We start from the raw sequence: 22,783 nt of genomic DNA on the forward strand, positions 1-22,783 counted from the left end.
CACAACCGTGGCAGAGATCAAAGTCCCTGACTTAGGAGATTCTATCACCGAAGGAACGTTACACAAATGGCATGTAAAGCAAGGCGATGCAGTCAAGCAAGGCGATGTGCTTGCTGAACTTGAAACCGATAAAGTAAATCTTGAAATTGCAGCAGACGAAGACGGCGTTATCGAACAGATCGTACGCCAGGACGGTGACTCAGTCCTGGTTGGTGAAGTGATTGCGATTCTAGGTGCGGGTGGAAGCTCCGCTTCCCCCGCGCCAGCAGCAAGCAGCGAGCCTGCTTCAGCTGAGCCGCAAGTAGCGGCTGCAGTCGAGGCGCCTACGAAGCCTGCTGATGTGACTGCAGCTGCTTCGGCTCCTGAGGCTGTACCTGCGCCGGATGCCGATACTTACGCTACGCCAGGAGCAAGACGTCTGGCTCGCGAGCAAGGCATTGATCTAAAGAGCGTGCAAACACGCGATCCGCTCGGTCGCGTGACACAAGACGATGTTGAGGCACAGGCTCGTGCTAAGGCAGCTGGCACTTCTGCACCGCAAGCTGCGGCTCCAGCTCCAGCAGCATCTGCTCCTGCTGCTAAAGCGGCTTCCGCAGCGGATGCATTTGCAGGCAAGGCTGTGGACATTCAGAAGATGTCCCGCCGCCGCCAAACAATTGCGAAGCGCCTTGTGGAGGCTCAACAAACGGCAGCGATGCTGACTACGTTCAATGAAGTCGATATGACGGCCATCATGGATGTTCGCAAGCGCCGTAAAGATCGTTTCAAAGAGAAGTACGAAGTGAATCTTGGCTTCATGTCCTTCTTCACGAAGGCTGTCATCGGCGCGCTCAAGGCTTACCCGCTGCTTAACGCTGAGATTGCAGGCGATGAGCTGATTGTGAAGAAGTTCTATGATATCGGAATCGCGGTATCCGCGAAGGAAGGCTTAGTCGTTCCTGTCGTAAGAGATGCGGATCGCTTGGGCTTTGCGGAGATCGAGAAAGAGATCGTTGAGCTTGCCAACAAAGCACGCAACAATAGCTTGTCCATCTCTGATCTCCAAGGCGGTACGTTCACAATTACAAATGGCGGCGTATTCGGGTCTCTCTTGTCTACCCCGATCCTGAACGCACCGCAGGTTGGTATTCTTGGCATGCATAAGATCCAAATGCGTCCAGTCGGTGTCGACAACGAGCGTATCGAGCTTCGTCCAATGATGTACATTGCTCTCTCCTACGATCACCGAATCGTAGATGGTGCAGAAGCGGTAAGCTTCTTGGTGAAGGTGAAGGAATTGCTTGAGGATCCTGAATCCTTGCTGCTGGAAGGTTAATCTCATCAAGCTTCCAGAATGATACCAGCTGAAGTTGTTACATCCATACTTAAGATGAATAAGTCTGAATGACTTGATCATGAGCCGCACCACAAACACATGACATTCAACCGCCCCTGACAGAGATTCGCCGTATGGCGACACTCCTTGTTCAGGGGTTTTTGATTTGCAAGAGTAACCAGCAACTTCAAAAACAGACATTAACCCTTTTGCGTATCCGCAGGAAACAGAAAATAAATAAAATAAGGAGTCCGTTATAACCGAGTGATCTTAGTATCCAATCGTTTAACGATATCCGCTATATAGATCGTTTTTTGTTGAGCAGCAGCCGATAACACATTAATCCATGTCCAGAGATGGCGTCATCTGGAATCGAGAAGTCATGTGGTGCAGTCATCTCAAAACCACTATCTTCAATAACCTGCAGCATAAAAGGTGGGCTTGCCAGTGGATAGTCTAAGGTCATGACGAGTGTGCCTCCGCTTTTTAGTGTCCGATGGAATTCCTTCATCACTACTGGCTTTAACGAGTCTGGCAGGTGTTCAAATACCGAAATGCAGAAGATCGTATCAAACGTCTTATCTCCATAGGGCAGCATGCTAAGATCAGCCCGAAGCAGTTTGAGTCTGTTCAGGAAGCCCTCCTGCTTAATTCTCGCCGCCCCCTGCTCCCCGAAGTCTGCTGCAATGTCTTTGAGAATAGCGGAATGAGACAAAATCTTTGGATCGAGGTCACAGCCATGAACCTCAGAACAATGCTCCGTTAGCCAGAACTTGAACGGGTGGCTGATACCGCAGGCTGCATCCAGGACGCAGCCCTTCGCATATTGGCTTGCCCATGCGTACTCGTATGGACGGCTCCACCAGAACGAAGGCAGTGGAAGAACCACTTGATCCAGCTTAGGATCACTCTTTTTAAAAAAACTTGGCAGAGTCATCTTATCTCTCCTTACATCACCGCCTGACATTATGATCTCAGCATATGCACAGATCAAGGATCTTGCTCATCTGGCTAATGATCATTTAGAAAAGCAACTTTCGTTGCTGTCAGGTGCACCCCTCCGGATGATATATTCCAATTAAAATGGAAACTTCCATGCGGTACAGATTCTGAAACTAATCTTGGTCGAAATAATCTATACATTTGTCACGATATGAACGAGATACACAGGAGATGATCCTATTATGCGTTTACCAAGTCGTTAAGGGGTACCGTAATGACGGCTCTCAGATACATCAACTTATCTAACCATAACGCATTGTATTTTATTTTGGGGGGAAGATGGATATGTTCAATACAAAAAGAAATCGACGACCGTGGTTAACTCGCTGCTTTATAAGCTTTCTAATTATTTTTACGATAACGGTGAATATTGATCTTCAGAGCCTGCTCGCGGCAAACGGTGAAACTGATAACAGCGATCCTGTATTTACAGATTCAAAGCCAAATATTATTGAAGGTACTGAGATTAGCTCCAATCGAGCTAGGGATGAGAAAAATTATTCTATTTCCGATAAGGTCGCTGATAGTGCTGCCCAAGATTCTAGTCATGTTCCTTCAGGACATTCATTAAGCAGCAGCGCGAACATCATCCAACCGCAATCGGATATACCTTACGGAATGGCTCGATCCGTATATATGACGGATCAGCACGGTCATGTCATTAATGTTCCTTTCAACTTCAATACCAGTGATTATTACATGCTGGTTCAAGACAACGACGATCATCAAACAACCGGAGTACGAATGGGCATCCTTTGGGATTGGGAAACACAGACAACTGTAATCATTGACGGCCAAACCCAAAATTGGGGAGGCTACGTTGGGAATCTCTATTTAAAAGGGGATACGACAACCTTCGTTGCAGAACTAACATCGCCCTTATATAGTGGCAGTCTGCAATATCGATTCCATATTATCAAACAGCCTGATTTTCTCTTTAAGCCAAATGGCAATGAATCATGGTCGATGCAAGCATCGGCTCAAGTGGACGTCACCCATACAGACCAGCAGCAGCTTTCCTATGTATGGTCGCAATCTGATGCGGACCCAGGTTCCACTGCATCGTGGCAGCCTTACACCACCGGCAGTGATCTAATCAAGCAAGATGGCGAAGGGGAGTGGTTTCTGCATCTGCGCGCTGTTCATTCGAGTGGAACCACTGTTCACCAGTCTTCCAAACGATATCTTTTGGATCAAACGGCACCTACAATCACGATTGCCATGAAGGATACAGACGGGCAAGCATACGCAGAAGGCTCGTGGAGCAATAAGCCCATTACGATAACGGCAGAAGCCATTGATTCCTTTAGCGGGATATCCAGCTTCGAATATTCCCTGGACGGAACCCACCAATGGAAGCCTTATACAACGAACGATGCCATAACAATCGACACAAACGGTGTTCATACTGTGCATTTTAAAGCTCGAGATCAGCTTGGACATGAGTCAGCCCTTTCCCGTACCATCCAGATCAAAGCAGCGAGTATATTGATGAATACATCCTTGGAACAAGCAGACGGCACACCCTATGCAGATGGGAGCTGGACCAATCAAGCGGTTACAGCAACAATCAAAGCCGCTCATGAACCTCCAGTGGACGCAAAGATATCGCTCGCAACTTCATTCGATGAAGGACAAACATGGCAGCCATACGACGGCAGTCCACTCGTTATTGACCAAGAGGGGGATATGAGTCTTTGGGTGAAAGCAGAAGATGAAGCTTCGAATCTTATCGTGCGGAAGCACTCCATACGAATCGATCGAACGACCCCGATCGTAAGCTTGACTCCAAATGGAAATGAGGAGAAGCTGCCCTCTGCTGCTGTATATGTAAATGTAATGGACAATGAAAGTGGAATAAAGGATGACACCTTAGCCTACGTATGGTCAGAAAGAGAATCCATTCCGGATATTAACGCGAAGTGGGATCATTTCAAGAATGGAGAGGAACTGACGCAATTAGATACGGATGGGATGTGGTATTTGCATATACGAGCAGAAGACAACGCTGGGAATCAAGTGCACAGGCACTCAAAACCCTTCTACTTGGATGCCACATCGCACAGAAATGCCAACCTAAGCAGAATTGTCATCAATGACGCACCACTTGCCAACTTCAACAAGCATACGACCGAGTATACCTTGCAGGTGCCAAACTCAACTACTACCGCTACACTCAAACCAACAGCAGAAGCAGACGGCGCCTCCATTGAGATCGGACAGGGAGGACAATATGAACCATTGGATGAAGGGACAGTAAAAGGTCCAATACCTCTTCATGAGGGATTAAACCTCGTCACGATTCGAGTTACGGCTCCAGACAAGTTAACATCGAAGGAGTACGCCATTCGTATCAAACGCGAAGAACCGAAAAGCAGCGCGGGAGTTTACCTGCCCGTTCTGTCACACAATTCGAACCTTGCTCAACTCACGCTATCGAACGGACAATGGGACACTGCATTTGAACCATCTCGAACGGAATATTCCATAGCCATCGATCAGAGCGTTTCGCAACTTACACTCTCATGGAAGTTAGAAGATGATCGTTCATCGATCATCATAGATGGAAGCAAAATATCTCCGAACAAGACATCTGAAGTCATAACGCTTCCTGAGGGAGAAAAAATCATTGAGGTAGTCATTACCGCAGAAGATCATTCGACACACATCTATAAATTAAAAATCACGCGTTTCGTACAGGAGCATAATCCCTGCAGTCATCCATCAACCAATCTGACTGATATTCGTGGGCATTGGGCAGAATCATTCATTCGTGAAGCGAATTGCAGGCAAATGGTAACGGGCGATCCAGATGGTACATTCAGACCTGATGCCATCGTGACGAGAGCAGAGTTGGTCGTCATGCTCATGAACACGGTGAAAGAAGCAGCTGCAGGTACTGAGCCATCTTTTACAGACTCGAACGAAATTGGGGACTGGGCCAAGGCTGCGATCGCACAAGCGATTTCCGAACGATTCATTCAAGGTTATCCGGATGGATCGTTCCGACCTAAAGCTCAGGTAACTCGTGCAGAGATGGCTCTGTTGGCAGCGCGAGCGGTGGGCTTGGAGCGAAGTGGCCAGAGCAGTACAACCTTTAAGGATGACCGTGATATACCGAATTGGGCAAGAGAAGCAGTGGGCTTGCTGCAGGACATGTCCATTGTTCAAGGAGACCTCAACAATCAGTACCATGCGGCGGCAATGGTTACTCGAGCTGAGCTTGCTACCCTGCTAACTCGACTATATCCTTTTCTCCATCCGAATGAACAATAACACGGGCGGTCTCGCAATGAATATATACAAAAAGGGAACCTCAAGGATGAGGTTCCCTTTTTTTGATCACGCGAGGCGCGACTTATTTTTTCAAGTTGTAGAAAGATTTCAAGCCGTCATAGCGAGATACTTGACCAAGCTCGTCTTCGATGCGAAGCAATTGGTTGTATTTCGCAACACGGTCCGTACGGGACGGAGCACCTGTTTTGATTTGACCAGCGTTAGTTGCAACAGCGATGTCAGCAATTGTGCTGTCTTCGGACTCACCTGAACGGTGGGAGATAACTGCTGTGTAACCAGCACGTTTCGCCATTTCGATTGCATCGAATGTCTCAGTAAGCGTACCGATTTGGTTAACTTTAACCAAGATGGAGTTACCGATTCCTTTTTCGATACCCGTTGCAAGACGCTCAGTGTTTGTAACGAAGAGATCGTCACCAACCAATTGAACTTTGTCGCCCAATTTCTCAGTGAGCAATTTCCAGCCATCCCAGTCATCTTCGGACATACCGTCTTCGATTGTGATGATTGGATATTTATCAACCCAAGAAGCAAGAAGGTCAACATACTCAGCGGAAGTGTAGGATTTGCCTTCACCAGCAAGTGTGTATTTACCATCTTTGTAGAACTCAGTGGACGCAACGTCCATACCCAAGAATACATCTACGCCTGGCTTGTAGCCAGCTTTTTCGATTGCTTCGATGATTGTAGTGATTGCTTCTTCGTTCGAAGTCAAGTTAGGAGCAAAGCCACCCTCGTCACCTACAGCTGTGTTCAAGCCTTTGGATTGCAATACGGATTTCAAGTTGTGGAAGATTTCAGCGCCCATGCGAAGTGCTTCTTTGAAGCTTGGAGCACCTACAGGAAGTACCATGAACTCTTGCACGTCGATGTTGTTATCTGCATGCTCACCACCGTTGATGATGTTCATCATTGGTACTGGCAATTGCTTAGCATTGAATCCGCCAAGGTATGTGTACAAAGGAATTTGAAGAGCGTCAGCAGCTGCGCGAGCTGTAGCCATGGATACAGCAAGAATAGCGTTAGCACCCAATTTGCCTTTGTTAGGTGTTCCGTCAAGCTCGATCATCGTTTTATCGATGAGTACTTGATCAAGAGCGTCCATACCGATGATTTCTGGAGCGATGATGTCGTTTACGTTTTTAACTGCGTTCTCAACGCCTTTACCAACATAACGGCCTTTGTCGCCATCACGAAGCTCAACGGCTTCATGAGCACCAGTGGATGCACCGGAAGGTACGATTGCACCGCCGGATTCCAATTTTACTTCAACTTCTACTGTTGGGTTACCGCGGGAGTCGAGGACTTCGCGAGCGTATACGTCCATAATCATTGTCATGATCGATTACATCTCCTATTCATCAAGTCATTTAATCTATGCACAGCTGTCAGTGACAGCAGTGATTATTTCTTAATCAACGATGTTCCTGTCATCTCAGCAGGCTGCTGAACTTGAAGCAGGTCAAGAATCGTTGGAGCAATATCAGCTAGAATACCGCCATCACGCAATTCTGCATCCTTCGCCGTTACGATAATCGGCACGGGGTTAGTCGTATGCGCAGTATGCGGACGACCTTGTTCGTCGAATACCATATCAGCATTACCATGGTCAGCTGTGATCAAGCACACGCCGCCTTTTGCAAGAACCGCCTCAACAACTTTGCCCATGCACTCATCCGTTGCTTCTACTGCCTTGATTGTTGGCTCCAGCAAGCCGGAGTGCCCTACCATGTCAGGATTCGCGAAGTTCAGGATGATCGCATCAAACTCATCGGAGTTGATCTCATTGACAGCCGCTTCAGCTACTTCATAAGCGCTCATCTCCGGCTTCAGGTCATACGTTGCAACCTTCGGCGAGTTGATCAATACACGTTTTTCTCCTGGCAGCTCAACATCGCGGCCACCGCTGAAGAAGAATGTAACGTGCGGATATTTCTCTGTCTCTGCAATACGGAGCTGCTTCTTGCCTTGTTGAGCAAGAACCTCGCCAAGCGTATTGTCGAGCTCTTTTGGTGAGTAAGCTACGTATCCGCCAACGGTTTCAGCGAACAGTGTCAATGCCACGAAGTGCAAGTTCTTAGGGAACTTCGGACCGCGATCAAAGCCGCGGAAGTCGTCGTTCGTAAACACTTGTCCGAGCTGAATCGCACGATCAGGACGGAAGTTCATGAATACGACAGCATCGCCTTCTTGAACTAATCCTACCGGTTCATTGTTGCTGTCTACGATAACTGTAGGCATCACGAATTCATCATATACAGATGCTGCATAGGATTCTTCAACCGCCTTGATTGGATCCTGTGCTGTCGGTCCATCGCCATATACCATCGCACGATAGGACTTCTCTACACGCTCCCAGCGCTTATCGCGGTCCATCGCATAATAGCGGCCTTGAACAGTCGCAATCTTACCGATGCCTATTTCAGAAATCTTGTCTTGCAGCTTCTTGATATAGCCAACTGCGCTGTCAGGCGCAACGTCGCGGCCATCCAAGAATGCATGGATGAATATGTTAGACAAGCCTTCTTGCTTACACATGTCAAGCATAGCAAGCGCATGGTCAATATGGCTGTGTACGCCGCCATCGGACAGCAAGCCATAGATATGCAAGGCTTTGTCGTTCTCTTTTGCATGCTTAACCGCTTCAAGCAGCGTTTCGTTCTTGAAGAAGTCTCCTTCACGGATGGACTTCGTGATGCGAGTCAAATCTTGATACACGATGCGGCCTGCACCGATATTCAAGTGACCTACCTCAGAGTTCCCCATTTGACCTTCTGGCAAGCCTACCGCTTCACCACAAGCTGTCAAAGTCGTGTTTGGATACATGCTCATATAACGATCATAATTCGGCTTGTTTGCTTGCGCAACCGCATTGCCTTCAACCGTATTGCGAAGGCCGAAGCCGTCCATGATGATTAGGGCTACTGGTCTAGGTGCGGACATCTTACTTCGCCCCTTCCACCAAAGAAATGTAGGAAGCTGGCTGCAAGCTTGCTCCGCCTACCAATGCGCCGTCAATATCAGATTCAGACATGTATTCACGTACATTTTCAGGCTTCACGCTGCCGCCGTATTGAATGCGAACGGCATCAGCAACTTCGTTGCTGTACAAGCCAGCAATCACGCTGCGGATGTAGCTAATTGTTTCGTTAGCATCTGCTGCTGTGGAAGACTTGCCTGTTCCAATCGCCCAGATTGGCTCATAAGCAACGACCACTTGCTTCGCTTGATCTGCGGACAGACCTTGGAATGCAGCAACCGTTTGTACGTTGCAAACGTCGTTTGTTTTGCCGGATTCGCGCTCTTCAAGAGACTCCCCTACGCAGACGATAGGTGTAAGACCGTGACGGAAAGCCGCTACGACTTTCTTGTTTACGATCTCATCTGTCTCAGCAAAATATGCACGACGCTCGGAGTGACCAATGATCACATAGTCCACACCCAAGTCTTTCAGCATAACGCCGCTGATTTCGCCTGTGAAAGCACCGGAATCTTCGAAGTGAAGATTTTGTGCGCCAACTTTAATGGATGTACCTTTTACCGCTTCAACAAGAGCAGGAAGGTTTGTGAATGGTGCGCAGATTACGCTCTCTACGCCTTCCACTTCTGCTTTGCCTTTTACTTGCTCTACGAATTCAAGCGTTTCAGGTACCGTTTTGAACATTTTCCAGTTACCTGCAATGATCGGTTTTCTCACCCTAATACACTCCTTGGAACAAGAGGCAGCTTGCGCTGCCCTCCTGCTTACTTATCGTTCAATGCTACGACGCCTGGAAGTACTTTGCCTTCCATGAATTCAAGGGATGCGCCACCGCCAGTAGAGATGTGGTTCATCTTGTCTTTCATGTTGAACTTCTCTACTGCTGCTGCGGAGTCACCACCACCAATGATGGTGTAAGCATCAGTGTCTGCACAAGCCTGTGCTACTGCACGAGTACCGTGAGAGAATGGCTCAATCTCGAATACGCCCATAGGTCCGTTCCATACAACGAGCTTCGAGTTCTTGATTACATCTGCATAGATCTCGCGAGTCTTCGGTCCAATATCAAGACCTTCCCAGTCAGCTGGGATGCTGTCGATGCTAACCACTTGTGTATTCGCGGAAGCACTGAAGTCATCGCCAACTACGATATCTACTGGCAAGTACAATTTTTTGCCGGCTGCTTTTGCTTTTTCGATGAAGCCAAGGGATTCTTGAAGCTTCGTCTCATCAAGCAAGGATTTGCCGATCTCATGGCCTTGAGCCTTGAAGAACGTGTAAGCAAGTCCGCCACCGATAATGATGTTGTCAGCGATCTCAATCATCTTATTGATGACATCGATCTTGTCTTTAACTTTGGAACCACCGATGATCGCTGTGAATGGACGCTCTGGATTGGACAATGCTTTGCCAAGCACGCTCAATTCTTTTTCCATCAACAGACCTGCAACGGCTGGAAGATGATGCGCGATACCTTCTGTAGAAGCATGAGCACGGTGAGCCGCACCAAACGCATCGTTTACGAATACGTCTGCAAGCTCAGCGAATTGCTTCGCAAGTTCAGGATCGTTCTTTTCTTCCCCTTTGTGGAAACGAACGTTTTCCAATACAACAACGTCACCGTTTTCCATTTTCGCGATCTCTGCTTTGACATTTTCGCCGATGGACTCATCCAGCTTTTTAACCGGCTTGCCAAGCAATTCGCCAAGACGAGTCGCTGCTGGTGTAAGACGCATGGAATCTACCACTTCACCTTTTGGACGACCCATATGGCTAGCCAAGATCACTTTAGCACCTTGCTCAATCAAAAACTTAATCGTTGGAAGTGTTTCTTGAATACGCGTATCATCTGTAATTTTACCATCTTCCAATGGAACATTAAAATCCACACGCACGAATACGCGCTTTCCGTTCACATCAATGTCACGTACGCTCTTTTTATTCATCTCCGTGTCCTCCTATCGATCGGGCTTCTATCGGTTCTATATTCGGTATTCTATCTATTATTAAGAAATGGTTGATGAAATCAACGTTGTCTTATTCTTTATTCTCTATCTATGGTTGGTTGGTAATACATAATGAAAAAGTCCGCAACTAACCAAAGAGGAGCCCAAAAATTGGTTACTCCTCTTTGATTGTTCGTGCTATGAGATTACAGGCCCTTCTTAGCGATGAATGCTGCCAAGTCAACTACACGGTTGGAGTAGCCCCACTCGTTGTCGTACCAGGATACAACTTTCACCAAGTTGCCGCCGATTACCATCGTTGTCAATGCATCGATTGTAGAGGAAGCTGGGTCGCCGTTGTAGTCGCTGGATACCAATGGCTCTTCGGAGTAGTTCAAGATGCCTTTCAATGGACCTTCAGATGCTGCTTTCAAAGCTGCATTTACTTCTTCAACTGTAACGTCCTTCTCAAGCTCAACTACCAAGTCAGTAACGGATACGTTAGGTGTAGGAACACGCATGGACATACCGTTCAATTTGCCTTTCAATTCAGGCAATACCAGGGATACCGCTTTAGCAGCACCAGTAGTTGTAGGGATGATGTTTTGAGCTGCTGCACGAGCACGACGTAGGTCTTTGTGCGGCAAGTCAAGAACGTTTTGGTCGTTCGTGTAGGAGTGAATCGTGTTCATCATACCTTTAACGATACCGAATTGCTCATGCAATACTTTTGCAAATGGAGCCAAGCAGTTCGTTGTGCAAGAAGCATTGGAGATGATTGTATGGTTAGCAGCGTCATACTTGTCTTCGTTAACGCCCATAACGATTGTAATATCTTCGTTAGTAGCAGGTGCGGAGATAATAACTTTCTTCGCGCCGCCTTTCAAGTGCATTTCAGCTTTGTCTTTCGCTGTGAAGATACCAGTGGATTCAACAACGATTTCTACGCCGTTAGCGCCCCAAGGAAGGTTCTCTGGGTTGCGCTCTGCGAATACTTTAACTTCTTTGCCGTTTACAACAAGAGCGCCTTCTTTAGCTTCTACAGTAGCTTCGAAAGTGCCATGAGTTGTGTCATATTTCAACAGGTGAGCAAGCGTCTTAACGTCTGTAAGATCGTTAATTGCTACGATTTCAACCTCAGAGTTGTTCAAAGCTGCACGGAATACGTTACGTCCAATACGTCCAAAACCGTTAATACCAACTTTAACCATTGATGATTCCTCCCATTTCTTTATGGAAATTTTATATTGCTCAAGATGGCGTCTTAGGCACATCGAGACCACAAATTCGTACGATTTCATTGGCTGCTGCTTCATCCGTGACGAGGACATCCTCATGACCGAACTTCAGCACCGCAGTGATGGCTTCGCCTTTGCTCTTGCCACCTGCCACAGCAATGACGACCTCTGCAAGGGAGATATCCTCCATACGGAGTCCCAAGGTCAGCATCGTATGTACAACATGACCATTACGGTCAAAATAATAACTATAAGCTTCAGCAAGCGCCCCTGCTTCCTTCAGCGTCTCTACTGTCGCTTCATCGACATGGCGTCGTCTTGCCATAACGAGTGCGTCGCCAATGCCATGCACAACGATTCGTGCCTGACGAATGACGCTTAAGATGTCTTGAATATTCGGCTCCTGCTTCAAGGACTGATACGCCTCTTCACTGATGAGGTCCGGCACATGCAGCAGTCGATACTGAGCACCTACCCGCTTTGCCATCATGGAAGCGATCGTATTCGCCTGGTATTCAAGGCTTTCTCCGAGCCCTCCTCTTGCAGGAACAAACCAATTGCCCTTGCGCGGAGAGGAAGATCGCAGTTGATCTGCAACGGCTGCCAGTGTAGACCCGCCTGTAACGGCAATGACATCGTCTTTACCCATGGAGCGGTTCAGCACCTCGCAAGCGGCCTTTCCAAGCTCCTGCTTTACAGCAGGAGAGGCATCAGCATCCCCAGGAATGACGATAACCTGCTTGAGACCGAAGGCCTCGCGGATCGTCTCTTCCAGCTCACGCATGCCAAGCAGCTCGCGCATGAGCGGTTCAAGCTGAAGCACTAACTTACGCCCTTCTTCGCTGATTCGCATGCCAGCAGTCTCTGTTTCGATGAGTCCCTGAGACTTCAACAAGTCCGTCTCGGCTCTTAGGACACGCTCTGACATATGAAGCGATGAAGCTAAAGTTCTTCGACCAATGAGATCAGACGACATGATCTCGTGCAAGATCGTGTAGCGCTTCTTCAACAGTTCCATGAGGTCGGGCAGCAGACGCTTATTTATCTCTAGCCATTCACGCATTTCTCTCCACTCCTGCACTCCCCAGAAACTGTGAGAATCATAGTGGGACGCAAAATGTCCATGTAACGCTTTTTTCGTCCCACCTACATTCTAACCGACTTCCTAGGAACTTGCAAGTCTACATATATCCCGAATCTATGGTGAACAAATGCATACATCTTTATTCATACCCTAAAACCTTTTATTAAAAACGTAACCGTGATAACAGCGCCCTTTTCGGGGTGATATAACTTCCAAAGTTCATCAAAAATCGGAGGCTATCTTCCATTCATGCCAACTGCTTGTCCACAGCTTCAAGGACCGTTTTTTGTTGCACTTTTACCCTGAATGCGGTACAATGTGTCTTGCACCATTTCAGTACATGATGCGCCCGTGGTCCAATGGATATGACGTAGGCCTCCGGAGCCTGAGATCAAGGTTCGATTCCTTGCGGGCGCGCCATAACTTCCTGATTGATGGTTATCCTCATTGGATGAGGACCAGGTATGCAATATTTAGGCTATGTCTTTACTACAATGAAAGCATCTACTCTTCTCCTTCGCGCAAGGGAGATAGAATAGATGCTTTTTTCGTATACTTATTGAATTACAGCAACAGAAGTTAGAAGAACCTTATCGAAAGTTTCTATAGGTCGATAAGCGGAAGCCTCTTCGCTTGACTTCGCTTTACAAACTCTTTAACTCAAATTGCCACTCGCCACTCAAAAGGAGTTTTTTCAATCGCATATTCGTTCTATAAATCATGGTACCCCAGACTGCTGTAAGCTTCGCATCGGTTAAAGCAATCGGTTCAATCTCCACATCCCAAAGTTCAGCGTCATACTGCACGCCCACCTTCCGTCCAGTGCGTGTAGAAATCACAAGTTCACCAGCTTCCAGACTAGGTGCTGATGCACTCATCCAATGGAGCACGACATCCTTTGTCTCGTTCCTGAATTGAACTTGATCTGTAATGGAGATGGCAGAGCTTCGTTCCTGCCTATCAACAGCGCGTGCAAGCTGTACGGAACGTTTCCAGCTCGAAACGCCTGCTTCCTCCGGATATGCTCCTGAGATATCCATAGCAAGGCAGCTTAACGTACCATCCGTTTCATAATGAACAGCACTTGCATGATAGTCCTTCCCTCCAGCCTGCATATGCCCATTAATGGTAGGCGTCTGATGATAAGCAGACTGCATCGTCCATATGGAATAGCGCTCGTTGCTAAAGGTCTTGGATGTATAGACACCAACACCTACGTCAATGAGAACAGGCTCTCTGTCCCAGTAGACAATAAAGCTGCCAATATCATTGTGGTTATGGCTCTCCGCATTGTGACCACCCTTGGCTGCAAGGCAGAATCCCGCTCCTTCATTGGTATCGCGAGCAACCATCACCTCGATGCTATCCATCCATACATCGATTGGAAGCAGGATGGACTCCTGACTGACCTCTTCTTTTTCACCGTTATCCTGCCATAGTTCCTTCGCAAGGAAGGTTTCACCTAGTATGACTTGAAGGCTTGAGAGAAAATCTTCATCGTTCCAATGTTCATATTGCCCCTGACGAAGGTACAACTGCTTCCCGAAGTTCATGAGCTCTTCGTCTTTAAGCGCCTTGCCGAACTGATAAATCACACCGGCCTTTACCTTGAGCTTGGCGGATGAATCAGCAAAGTTAATAAACTGACCATTGCCAATGTACATATTCATCACGTACCTCGCCATATTTCGAATCTTCTCGTCCCGATAAAGCTCTTCATCGTGTGGAGAGACGGCGCCTAACGATTGCAAAGCATTGAATAACGCCCCTGTTGCATGCCCCCAATAAGCAGGACCTTCATCACAACCACCATCCTTTTGATACGAACCGATGAACCGATCCAGACTGCGAAGCAGCTTCTCGATTAATCGCTCCTTGCGAATCATGTCCTGCTCCGCGATCAGGATCACCGCCAGCACATTCGAATTGCACCATGGATTCCAATTGTTGATCAGTTCATCCTCATCAAAGGACATCCACCAGAATCGGTCTTCACTATCATAAGGTTCCAAAATGCGTACTCTCAGCTCTCTAAGCATCCGTTTTGTGAGATTAGGACTGTGGCGATCTAAAGCTTCCTGCAGCAAATAGTAAGTCCACACGATAAGAGATGCCGTCTCCCCGGCGCCCAGATCAATAATAGGATGGTCAAGATCAGGAAGCTCATCTAGACGATGAGTATCCAGATTGTTAAGATGCGCCGGCCAGCACCAGGTAGACTCTTCGCAGATTGCCCACACACCATTTGCGATGTCGTCGAGGAAGCGGCCTTTATATTCCAAGCACTCGGCCATAACGAGCTTAACCAGCATCTGTCTTCGCATAAAGCTTGGATCTTGATAATGATCCCTTATCCCTGTTCGGGCATAGTTCATATATAAGGTAGCCGGAAGCGATGGCCACTCCTGCTGAAGATGCTGCTCGCCTGCCGCAACCCAGAGTCCGCGCGCCTCCTCGCCCAAGTTCTCCCAAGCTGCTCGATCAGAAGCCCTCGGAAATAGATCGAATGGTGCATCTTTCTTCAAAGATAATCTGCGCGAGCTTAATTCTGCTTCTCTTGTTAACATCATCTCGTCCTCCCATATCTAGTGAGAAGTTTAATCTTTCACTTCATAAGCAATTGGCATTGCAAGCGATTTCATGTCGACTTATACTAATTCATAGAAGGATTTGGAATCCACCAGGAGGGTCGCCCTTGATACAACACATGTTTGCTAAAATCCCTCTGCTTCGACGCCCGATCTATCATAAGCAGAAGCTCATTATTTACATGCTGCTGTTGTCTACCATTCCGGTTCTTGTCTTTGGGCTGTTTATTACGAACATCCTGACCTCTACGATTCAAGATCAAGCATCGATGTACAATAAAATGCTGGTACAGAATGCTCAGGATCGCATGCACGATCAATTGAAGAAGATCGACGAGCTTCTGCTTCAATATACTTACTCCAGTCGAAGCGATTATATGGGTATCTTAACGCAGTACGCCAGCAAAGAGCTGTCAGCTACTGATATCGATACCTTTCGCCAGATTAAAAGCATTCTTGTAAATATACGGAGCGGAATGGAGCATGTGATTGAAGTTGACTTCTATTCCTTCCATTCCAAAAAGATTCTCACCTCGGACAACCAGTTTCTGACCGAGGAGCAATTCCGTGACCCTGCAGCATTGGATAAGGCCAAACAGCTGTCTATTCAAGGGGTATGGATCGATACACGCACCAGCTTGCCGGCCAATACACGGATCAATCAAAATGTATTGACCCTCATTCGTCCTGTCGCCGAGGACTCCTCAACAAAGAAAACGATAACGGGCGCCATTATTGCCTATCTTGACGCAGATACACTTGGCAACAAGCTTGCCTCGAAAAACAGCTATGATACGCACGAGGTATTCGTCGTAAATGAAAGCGGTCAGATCGTCTTTCACAATGACCGCAATGATATCGGCACTCGTCTAAGCGAGCCGAACCTTGCGCAGATTAAGCAGGCGGAAGCCTTAGAGCCTGTAAAGATGTCCTTGAACGGGACACCTTCCATCATGAGCGTGCTGCCAGCCCGCAATCAGAACTGGTACTATGTCTCCTCCATATCGGAAGCAGAGTTGTACCGCAATGTCGATCATGTGAAGCTATGGATATACAGCGTCGCAGCTTTGCTTGTCTTGATCGCAGCGCTTATTGCGCTCCATGCCGCTACATCGCTGTATCGACCTGTGCGGAACCTGACCCGCTCCATTCAAGCTATTAAGCAGGGCGGCTCTGAAGATAGCGATAACGCCAATATGCATAACGAGATTGAACAGGTCACTCGCGCCATACATACCATGCTTCGCCACAATCAGCAGCTGGAGAAGAATCTGGAGCGCTACAAAGATAAGATGGAATCCCATACGCTACATCAATACTTGCTTGGCAATGTACAGGAGCCGGATGCACGCTCTGATCTTAGATTCGTGCCAAACGATACCTATATTGCTGTTATTCTGCTTGAATTTGACCCATGGAAGCTGTATGCGCAATATCCGCAAAACGATCAATATTTGCTCTACTTTGCTATCGAGAATATGGCGCACGAAGTGATGAGCACCTATGGAAGCATCCATACCCTCATGATGCAGCCTGGACGCTTTCTCATTTTGGTTGCACGGAGCGATGCCCTAGAAGCCGATCAGCTAAGAAAAGCCAGCAACCATTTGCTTGAGGCGATTCAGCAGTATTTAAAGCTGAGCGCAACATTGTCGGTCTCCTATTCCCTGCAAGGCCTAACAGGATTGCCTGAGGCTTATAAGCAGGCCGATCAAGCAGCCCGCTATCGCTTCGTGCTTCACGAAGAGCGGACGATCTTTATTAATGAGCTCGATCCAGCGATGAGTATGCAATTCGAAGATATCGCTGAATCGACCTACAAGATTCTGGATAAGCTCAAGCTGTCTCAGGTCGACGAGGCCGAAGCCGAGTTCATTCAGCTTATGGAAGGCTTGAGGGATGGTGCCGTGTTCTCCGTGCAATCTATTCACGGCTTCTTCTCACAGCTTATTGGCTCTATCTATCGCTGCATGCAGGTGCATCACAGCATTGTATTGACCCCTGAGCGGCACCGGGCTTTGTTAAGCAGCCTGTCGGCACAGCAAACACTAGGAGAAGTAGAAGCCTTCTTCATCACTTCGATCTTCAATGTCATCCGTGAATGCTTGGCAGAGAAGTCTCAGCCGGCACAAGCCGAACAGATTCGCCAGCTCGTTCAATATATTCACGAGCATTATGATCAAGACATCTCGCTTCAGCATTGCGCGGACTGGATGAAGATGAATACGTTCCAGGTAAGCCGCCTATTCAAGAAGCATACTGGCCAGAACTTTGTCGACTATGTGATCCATTACCGCATCGAGCAGGCGAAGCTTATGCTTACGGATACAGACATGCGCATTCAAGACATCGCTGACAAGCTGCGCTACAATTCGGTGCAAAACTTTATTCGGACCTTCAAGAAAACAACCAGCATGACACCTGGACAGTATCGCAAGCAGTTCAATAAGGACGAAGAATAGTGCTTGATTTGTCATGCGCTACCCGTTCGCCTGACATTATGGAAGGAATGACGAATAAGCAGTATGCTGCGTGACCTGCGAGCGCATACTGCTTTTTGTCTTGTTTATCCTTTGACTGCACCCAGCGTCAGCCCCTGAACAAAGTATCGCTGCAAGAACGGATACAGCACCACGATCGGGAAGGAAGCCAGTACGACGGTTGCCATCTGAATCGATAGGGATGGCGGGATCGGAACTGTCGGATCTAGGTTGGAATAGATGTCCGCCTGTCCAACCAGCACGACCTGGCGCAGCAGAATCTGGAGCGGCCACTTGTCTGGATCATTAAGATACAGAATCGCGGAGAAATATTGGTTCCAGTTCCCTACTGCATAGAATAGCGTAAACGTCGCAAGAATCGGAAGCGAGAGCGGCATAACGATGCGCCACAGAATACGCAGATCGCCGCAGCCATCAATGCGCGCCGATTCGATCAGCTCTTCAGGCAGCGATTCGAAGAAATCGCGCATAACCAGCATGTTAAAGGCGGATACAGCGCCAGGCAGAATCAATGCCCATAGCGAGTTGATCAAGCCTGTTCCTTTAACAACGAGGTATGTAGGAATCATTCCGCCGCCGAATAGCATGGTGAACAGCACCAAGAACATGATGACACGGCGTGCACTGAACTGCTGCCGCGAACACACATAGGCAAGCAATGCCGTAACAATAACGTTAATAAAAGTACCGATCACCGTAATCCATACGGTATTTTTCAGCGACAAGAAGAAAACGCCTGTATCAAAAATATATTTATACGCCTCCGTCGTCCATTCAGAAGGCCATAGAATAAACTTGCCTGACAATGTTTCCTCCACCGTCGCGAAAGACATCGCGAATACGTGAATGATCGGCAGGATCGTCACCAGTGCAAACAAGATAAGCAAGATGCCATTGATTGCGTTGAACCAACGATCTCCTATCGTTGCCCGTTTTATCATCTTAATCGCTCCTTTCATGATGCCCGTGTATCACATATGTGTGGAAAGGGTGCTTCTTGACGCTTAGAATACACCGCGCTCACCCATGCGTTTGGCCAGCTTATTCGCCCCGAATATCAGCACGAGACCAATAAGGCCTTTCATTAAGCCAACCGCCGTAGAGAAGCTGAAGTTGCTATTCACAACCCCCACCTGATACACATAGGTTTCAATGACTTCGCCTACCTCTCGGACAGAAGGATTCAGCATCAGGAAGACCTGCTCGAATCCAACATCAAGCACACTGCCTAAGCGAAGGATAAAGAGAACGACAATCGTGCTGCGGATGCCCGGAAGCGTAATATGCCAGATTTGACGGAAGCGAGAAGCTCCATCGATCTTAGCTGCTTCATAGAGCGCCGGATCAATGCTGGACAAGGCGGCCAGATAAATAATGGTCCCCCAGCCAGCTTCCTTCCAGATCACTTGAAGCACAAGCATGATTCGGAAGTTCTCGGGATTCGATAGGATGTTAATCGGGCCAAGCCCCATGTCTGCAAGCACCGAATTCATCGCGCCGTCGCTGCGGAAGATGAGATAGAAGATCCCGGCTACCACAACCCATGATAGAAAGTGAGGCATATAGAATACGGTTTGAAGGATGCGCCGATACGCATTTTTGGATACTTCATATATCATGATGGCAAGAACAATGGGAATCGTAAATGCGAATACGATCTGATAGAAGCTAATAATCAACGTATTGACAAAAATGCGCCCAATGTCCGGATTTTCGAAGATACGATAAAAATGCTTAAGCCCTGCCCATTTGCTGTCCCAGATGCCAAGCATTAAGTTGTAATCTTTAAAGGCAATGATAACGCCAAGCATCGGCAAATATTTATAGATGAGAAAGAACAGAATTCCCGGCAGCGCCATCAACCATAAATATTTCTCGTTCCAAAACGTTTTCCAAATGCGACTCAAGCTGTTCTTCGGCTTTTTCTGCTTTTTCGCCGGAACAGACAAAGAGGTTGCTGCTTCAACGGACATCTCTTCCACCTCCATTAAGTACGTTCACGCTCGGTGTATAAACATGAGCCCCAGCCTTAACCGTGTAAGACCAGGGCCATGACATGGAACCTAACGATGGTTACTGACCAAGACGCTTCTTGTACGCCTCGTTCATCTCTTGAATAATTTGCTCGCCGCCGCGGTTTTTCCACTCTTGAATGATCTTGTCATAATCATCTAATGGACGTTGGCCCGTTACGATCTTGTTCGTTTCATCCAATAGATATTGGCCGAGCTCTTTCCCCTTCTCTGCATTTGTTGGCGAATAGAGACCTACAGACAGGTCCGCATAGGGCTCTCCCTCCATTGCCACCTTGAACGCTTCGTCTTTCAGACCCTTCGTTAATTCTGTATCGTCCGGGCTAAAGATCCATTCCCCTTCAGCCGAGTGGTTTGTGAGCAAGTATTTGCCTGGGCCTTCAGTTGCACCCTTCTCCGTTAGTACCTTCGTGCCATTATCAGCAGTATGATGCTCACCCTCGATGCCCCATTGCATAAAGGTAGCGCCCTCTTCGCTCATCATGTCATCCAAGATGCTTAACAGCTTTCTAACCTTGTCTTCCTCTTTGCCAAGCGTGACCGGCATAACGAAGAATCCATAATAGCCAGCCGCCGTACCATTTCCTTTGTATCCATCTGCTGCTGTTAACGGAGGCATTGGAGCAACTTTGAAGTTCGGATTTACAGAGAGAGCCTTATCCATACGAGCGGTTGTGTAAGCTGTATAGGCCCAGTTGCCAATAATACCGGCTTTGCCCGTTAAGAAATCTTCCTCTGCCTGAGCGCCTTTCTTAATCGTATAGTCGGAGCTTACGAGACCATCCTGATAAGCCTTCATCATAAACTCAACTGACGCTTTGGCGTTTGGCATCAGGTAGCCGTGCTGAATGCCGCCATTGCCGTCATCATACCAGCCGGTGCGAAGCGCGCGGTTTGAACCGAACAGGCCGTTGGCGCCACTAAAATCTCCATCAAGCGCATAGCCGTAAGTATCCTTCTTGCCGTTGCCGTCTGGATCATTGTTAGAGAACGCTTTCATAACTTCGTAAAGCTCATCATAGGTGGTTGGCATCTTCATACCCAGCTTATCCAACCAGTCTTGGCGAATCGCCATCGCATGGAACGGAATACCTCTTAAACGCGGAATGCCATAGATGTGTCCGTCTGTCGTAAGGGTATCCCATACGCTTTGTGGAATCTTGCTAAGGTTCGGATAATCCTTGATATAGTCTTCTAATGGAAGGAACATGCCGTTCTGCACCCAGTTGAAGTAGCTTGGCGACGTATCTTCTAGCAGCATAAGATCAGGCATGTCGCCGGATGCAACCGTTACGCCTACTTTATTGTTGTAATCTCCAGCCGCGACCGGAATATATTTATATTCGATGTTATAGCGTTCTTCAATTGCTTTTATTCCTGAGCTGTTCGTTGTTGGCGGTGCTGCACCGTACAGGATGTTCATCGCGCTTACAGAGTATTTCTTTTCAGAAGATGTCGAGGTGTCTGAGTTGTTGCCTTGAGATTCAGAAGAGCTGCCAGAACCTGAACCGCACGCGGATAACAGGCCAATCGCCATGGTGCATGCGAGCAGCAGGGCCATCATTTTTTTCATGAATACAACCTCCCCATGATTTTTTCTCTTTGATTCAAATGCGTTTGATCGAAAAAAACATCATACTCTAAAAGGTTAAGCCTATGTTTCCTGCTAGTGCATGGATTGTCTTGCCAAGCACCTCCCTTGCCATCATCATACCTAGCATCACGATGAATCGAAAACGTTCACTTTTTGATGCTCATCTTTTGCAGGCTCCTTTTAGCTGCAAAACTTGATACACATACCTGCAACGCCTTATGGCGCAAGGGTTCTGATGATTTGTTTGACCATCTTTGACTTTTCAAAACTTTTGCGATATGATGTTATCAGCAACAAAAAGAAGACCTATTTTATTACATGAAGCACCGTTTAAACTAGGCGTAAATGGTGTATATTTTAGCTATTGGAGCATAGGAGGGGTTATACGTGAGTGTAGTACCTATGGTTGTCGAGCAGACGAATCGCGGGGAGCGAGCTTATGACATTTATTCTCGCTTGCTGAAAGACCGTATTATTTTCTTGGGTTCACCGGTTAATGATGTTGTGGCGAATTCCATTATCGCACAACTTTTGTTCTTAGCTGCGGATGACCCGGATAAGGATATTTCGCTTTACATTAACAGCCCGGGCGGATCGATTACGGCCGGAATGGCGATCTTTGATACAATGCAGCACATTAAGCCTGATGTATCAACCATCTGTGTAGGGATGGCAGCTTCGATGGGAGCCTTCCTCCTGAATGCGGGGGCAAAGGGCAAACGCTACGCGCTGCCGAACAGTGAGGTTATGATTCACCAGCCGCTTGGCGGAGCTGAAGGTCAAGCGAGCGATATCGAGATTCGTGCCCGCCGTATCCTGAAGATGCGCGATCACTTGAACCGTATCTTGTCCGAGCGCACAGGCCAGCCGCTTGAAGTGATTGAGCGCGATACAGACCGCGACAACTTCATGACAGCTTATGAGGCTCAAGCTTACGGATTAATCGACAAAGTATTAGAGAAATAATCGTATGTTTCCTTATAACAACATACACACATAAAAGAGGACCATTACGGTCCTCTTTTTCCATAGAATAAAGGATCAATTTAGGTAAGACTAAATCACGATATCTACATAAAAAGTAATCTGTCTTCACAGTCGCTCATCTTCATTAAATGCTTCAATGGAAACTCCCCCATGTTAACAATTGGTAGCTCCCTGTTATACAAAAAAAACCGCATCGTTTCACGAGACGATGCGGCCAA

At 47.5% G+C, this 22,783-nt stretch carries 15 protein-coding genes and 1 tRNA gene; 5 read left to right on the forward strand and 11 right to left on the reverse strand.

The window, feature by feature from the left end; all coding sequences use genetic code 11:
* Nucleotides 1–7: 7 nt before the first annotated feature.
* The gene (gene odhB / locus I2H74_RS14415; RefSeq protein WP_195574785.1) at nucleotides 8–1,315 is read left to right on the forward strand and encodes a 2-oxoglutarate dehydrogenase complex dihydrolipoyllysine-residue succinyltransferase; all 1,308 of its coding nucleotides are present in this window, start codon (nucleotides 8–10) and stop codon (nucleotides 1,313–1,315) included.
* A 298-nt stretch (nucleotides 1,316–1,613) separates the two neighbouring features.
* Here the strand turns inward: odhB and I2H74_RS14420 are convergent, their stop codons facing one another.
* Complete coding sequence (locus tag I2H74_RS14420; protein ID WP_195574787.1) at nucleotides 1,614–2,252, reverse strand: class I SAM-dependent methyltransferase; 639 nt, start codon at nucleotides 2,250–2,252, stop codon at nucleotides 1,614–1,616.
* A 350-nt stretch (nucleotides 2,253–2,602) separates the two neighbouring features.
* On the opposite strand from I2H74_RS14420, the gene I2H74_RS14425 reads away from it, so the two are divergent.
* Nucleotides 2,603–5,593, forward strand: a complete 2,991-nt coding sequence (locus tag I2H74_RS14425) for a cadherin-like beta sandwich domain-containing protein (RefSeq protein ID WP_195574789.1) — start codon at nucleotides 2,603–2,605, stop codon at nucleotides 5,591–5,593.
* 82 nt (nucleotides 5,594–5,675) lie between these two features.
* On the opposite strand, the gene eno is transcribed toward I2H74_RS14425, so the two are convergent.
* The 6 genes from eno to I2H74_RS14455 all read right to left on the reverse strand — a co-directional run bounded on the left by eno (nucleotide 5,676) and on the right by I2H74_RS14455 (nucleotide 12,841).
* Entirely contained in the window at nucleotides 5,676–6,953 is a 1,278-nt protein-coding gene (gene eno / locus I2H74_RS14430; protein WP_195574790.1) for a phosphopyruvate hydratase, read from the reverse strand.
* Between the two features lie 65 nt (nucleotides 6,954–7,018).
* Nucleotides 7,019–8,557, reverse strand: coding sequence for a 2,3-bisphosphoglycerate-independent phosphoglycerate mutase (gene gpmI / locus I2H74_RS14435; RefSeq protein WP_195574792.1), 1,539 nt, complete (start codon nucleotides 8,555–8,557; stop codon nucleotides 7,019–7,021).
* Nucleotide 8,558: 1 nt separating this feature from the next.
* The gene (gene tpiA, locus I2H74_RS14440) at nucleotides 8,559–9,311 is read right to left on the reverse strand and encodes a triose-phosphate isomerase (protein WP_195574794.1); all 753 of its coding nucleotides are present in this window, start codon (nucleotides 9,309–9,311) and stop codon (nucleotides 8,559–8,561) included.
* Between the two features lie 47 nt (nucleotides 9,312–9,358).
* Nucleotides 9,359–10,540, reverse strand: coding sequence for a phosphoglycerate kinase (locus I2H74_RS14445; RefSeq protein WP_195574796.1), 1,182 nt, complete (start codon nucleotides 10,538–10,540; stop codon nucleotides 9,359–9,361).
* Between the two features lie 206 nt (nucleotides 10,541–10,746).
* The gene (gap, locus tag I2H74_RS14450; RefSeq protein WP_195574798.1) at nucleotides 10,747–11,751 is read right to left on the reverse strand and encodes a type I glyceraldehyde-3-phosphate dehydrogenase; all 1,005 of its coding nucleotides are present in this window, start codon (nucleotides 11,749–11,751) and stop codon (nucleotides 10,747–10,749) included.
* 40 nt (nucleotides 11,752–11,791) lie between these two features.
* Nucleotides 11,792–12,841: a sugar-binding transcriptional regulator gene (locus tag I2H74_RS14455; protein ID WP_195574799.1), complete on the reverse strand. Its 1,050-nt coding sequence runs from the start codon at nucleotides 12,839–12,841 to the stop codon at nucleotides 11,792–11,794.
* 366 nt (nucleotides 12,842–13,207) lie between these two features.
* On the opposite strand from I2H74_RS14455, the gene I2H74_RS14460 reads away from it, so the two are divergent.
* Nucleotides 13,208–13,282: transfer RNA gene (locus I2H74_RS14460), tRNA-Arg, on the forward strand.
* Between the two features lie 224 nt (nucleotides 13,283–13,506).
* Here the strand turns inward: I2H74_RS14460 and I2H74_RS14465 are convergent.
* Entirely contained in the window at nucleotides 13,507–15,432 is a 1,926-nt protein-coding gene (locus I2H74_RS14465) for a heparinase II/III domain-containing protein (RefSeq protein WP_229106677.1), read from the reverse strand.
* Nucleotides 15,433–15,557: 125 nt separating this feature from the next.
* On the opposite strand from I2H74_RS14465, the gene I2H74_RS14470 reads away from it, so the two are divergent.
* Nucleotides 15,558–17,912, forward strand: coding sequence for a helix-turn-helix domain-containing protein (locus I2H74_RS14470; RefSeq protein WP_229106678.1), 2,355 nt, complete (start codon nucleotides 15,558–15,560; stop codon nucleotides 17,910–17,912).
* Nucleotides 17,913–18,016: 104 nt separating this feature from the next.
* Here the strand turns inward: I2H74_RS14470 and I2H74_RS14475 are convergent, their stop codons facing one another.
* From I2H74_RS14475 to I2H74_RS14485, 3 genes are all read right to left on the reverse strand, one after another.
* Complete coding sequence (locus tag I2H74_RS14475) at nucleotides 18,017–18,892, reverse strand: carbohydrate ABC transporter permease (protein ID WP_195574801.1); 876 nt, start codon at nucleotides 18,890–18,892, stop codon at nucleotides 18,017–18,019.
* A 63-nt stretch (nucleotides 18,893–18,955) separates the two neighbouring features.
* The gene (locus tag I2H74_RS14480; RefSeq protein WP_229106679.1) at nucleotides 18,956–19,924 is read right to left on the reverse strand and encodes an ABC transporter permease; all 969 of its coding nucleotides are present in this window, start codon (nucleotides 19,922–19,924) and stop codon (nucleotides 18,956–18,958) included.
* 100 nt (nucleotides 19,925–20,024) lie between these two features.
* Complete coding sequence (locus tag I2H74_RS14485; RefSeq protein WP_195574805.1) at nucleotides 20,025–21,557, reverse strand: extracellular solute-binding protein; 1,533 nt, start codon at nucleotides 21,555–21,557, stop codon at nucleotides 20,025–20,027.
* Nucleotides 21,558–21,965: 408 nt separating this feature from the next.
* Here I2H74_RS14485 and clpP point away from each other — a divergent pair, with 408 nt between their 5' ends.
* Nucleotides 21,966–22,544, forward strand: a complete 579-nt coding sequence (gene clpP, locus I2H74_RS14490; protein ID WP_324254077.1) for an ATP-dependent Clp endopeptidase proteolytic subunit ClpP — start codon at nucleotides 21,966–21,968, stop codon at nucleotides 22,542–22,544.
* Nucleotides 22,545–22,783: the final 239 nt, after the last annotated feature.

It is taken from the genome of Paenibacillus sp. 1001270B_150601_E10, from assembly GCF_015558675.1.
GTDB lineage: Bacteria > Bacillota > Bacilli > Paenibacillales > Paenibacillaceae > Paenibacillus_B.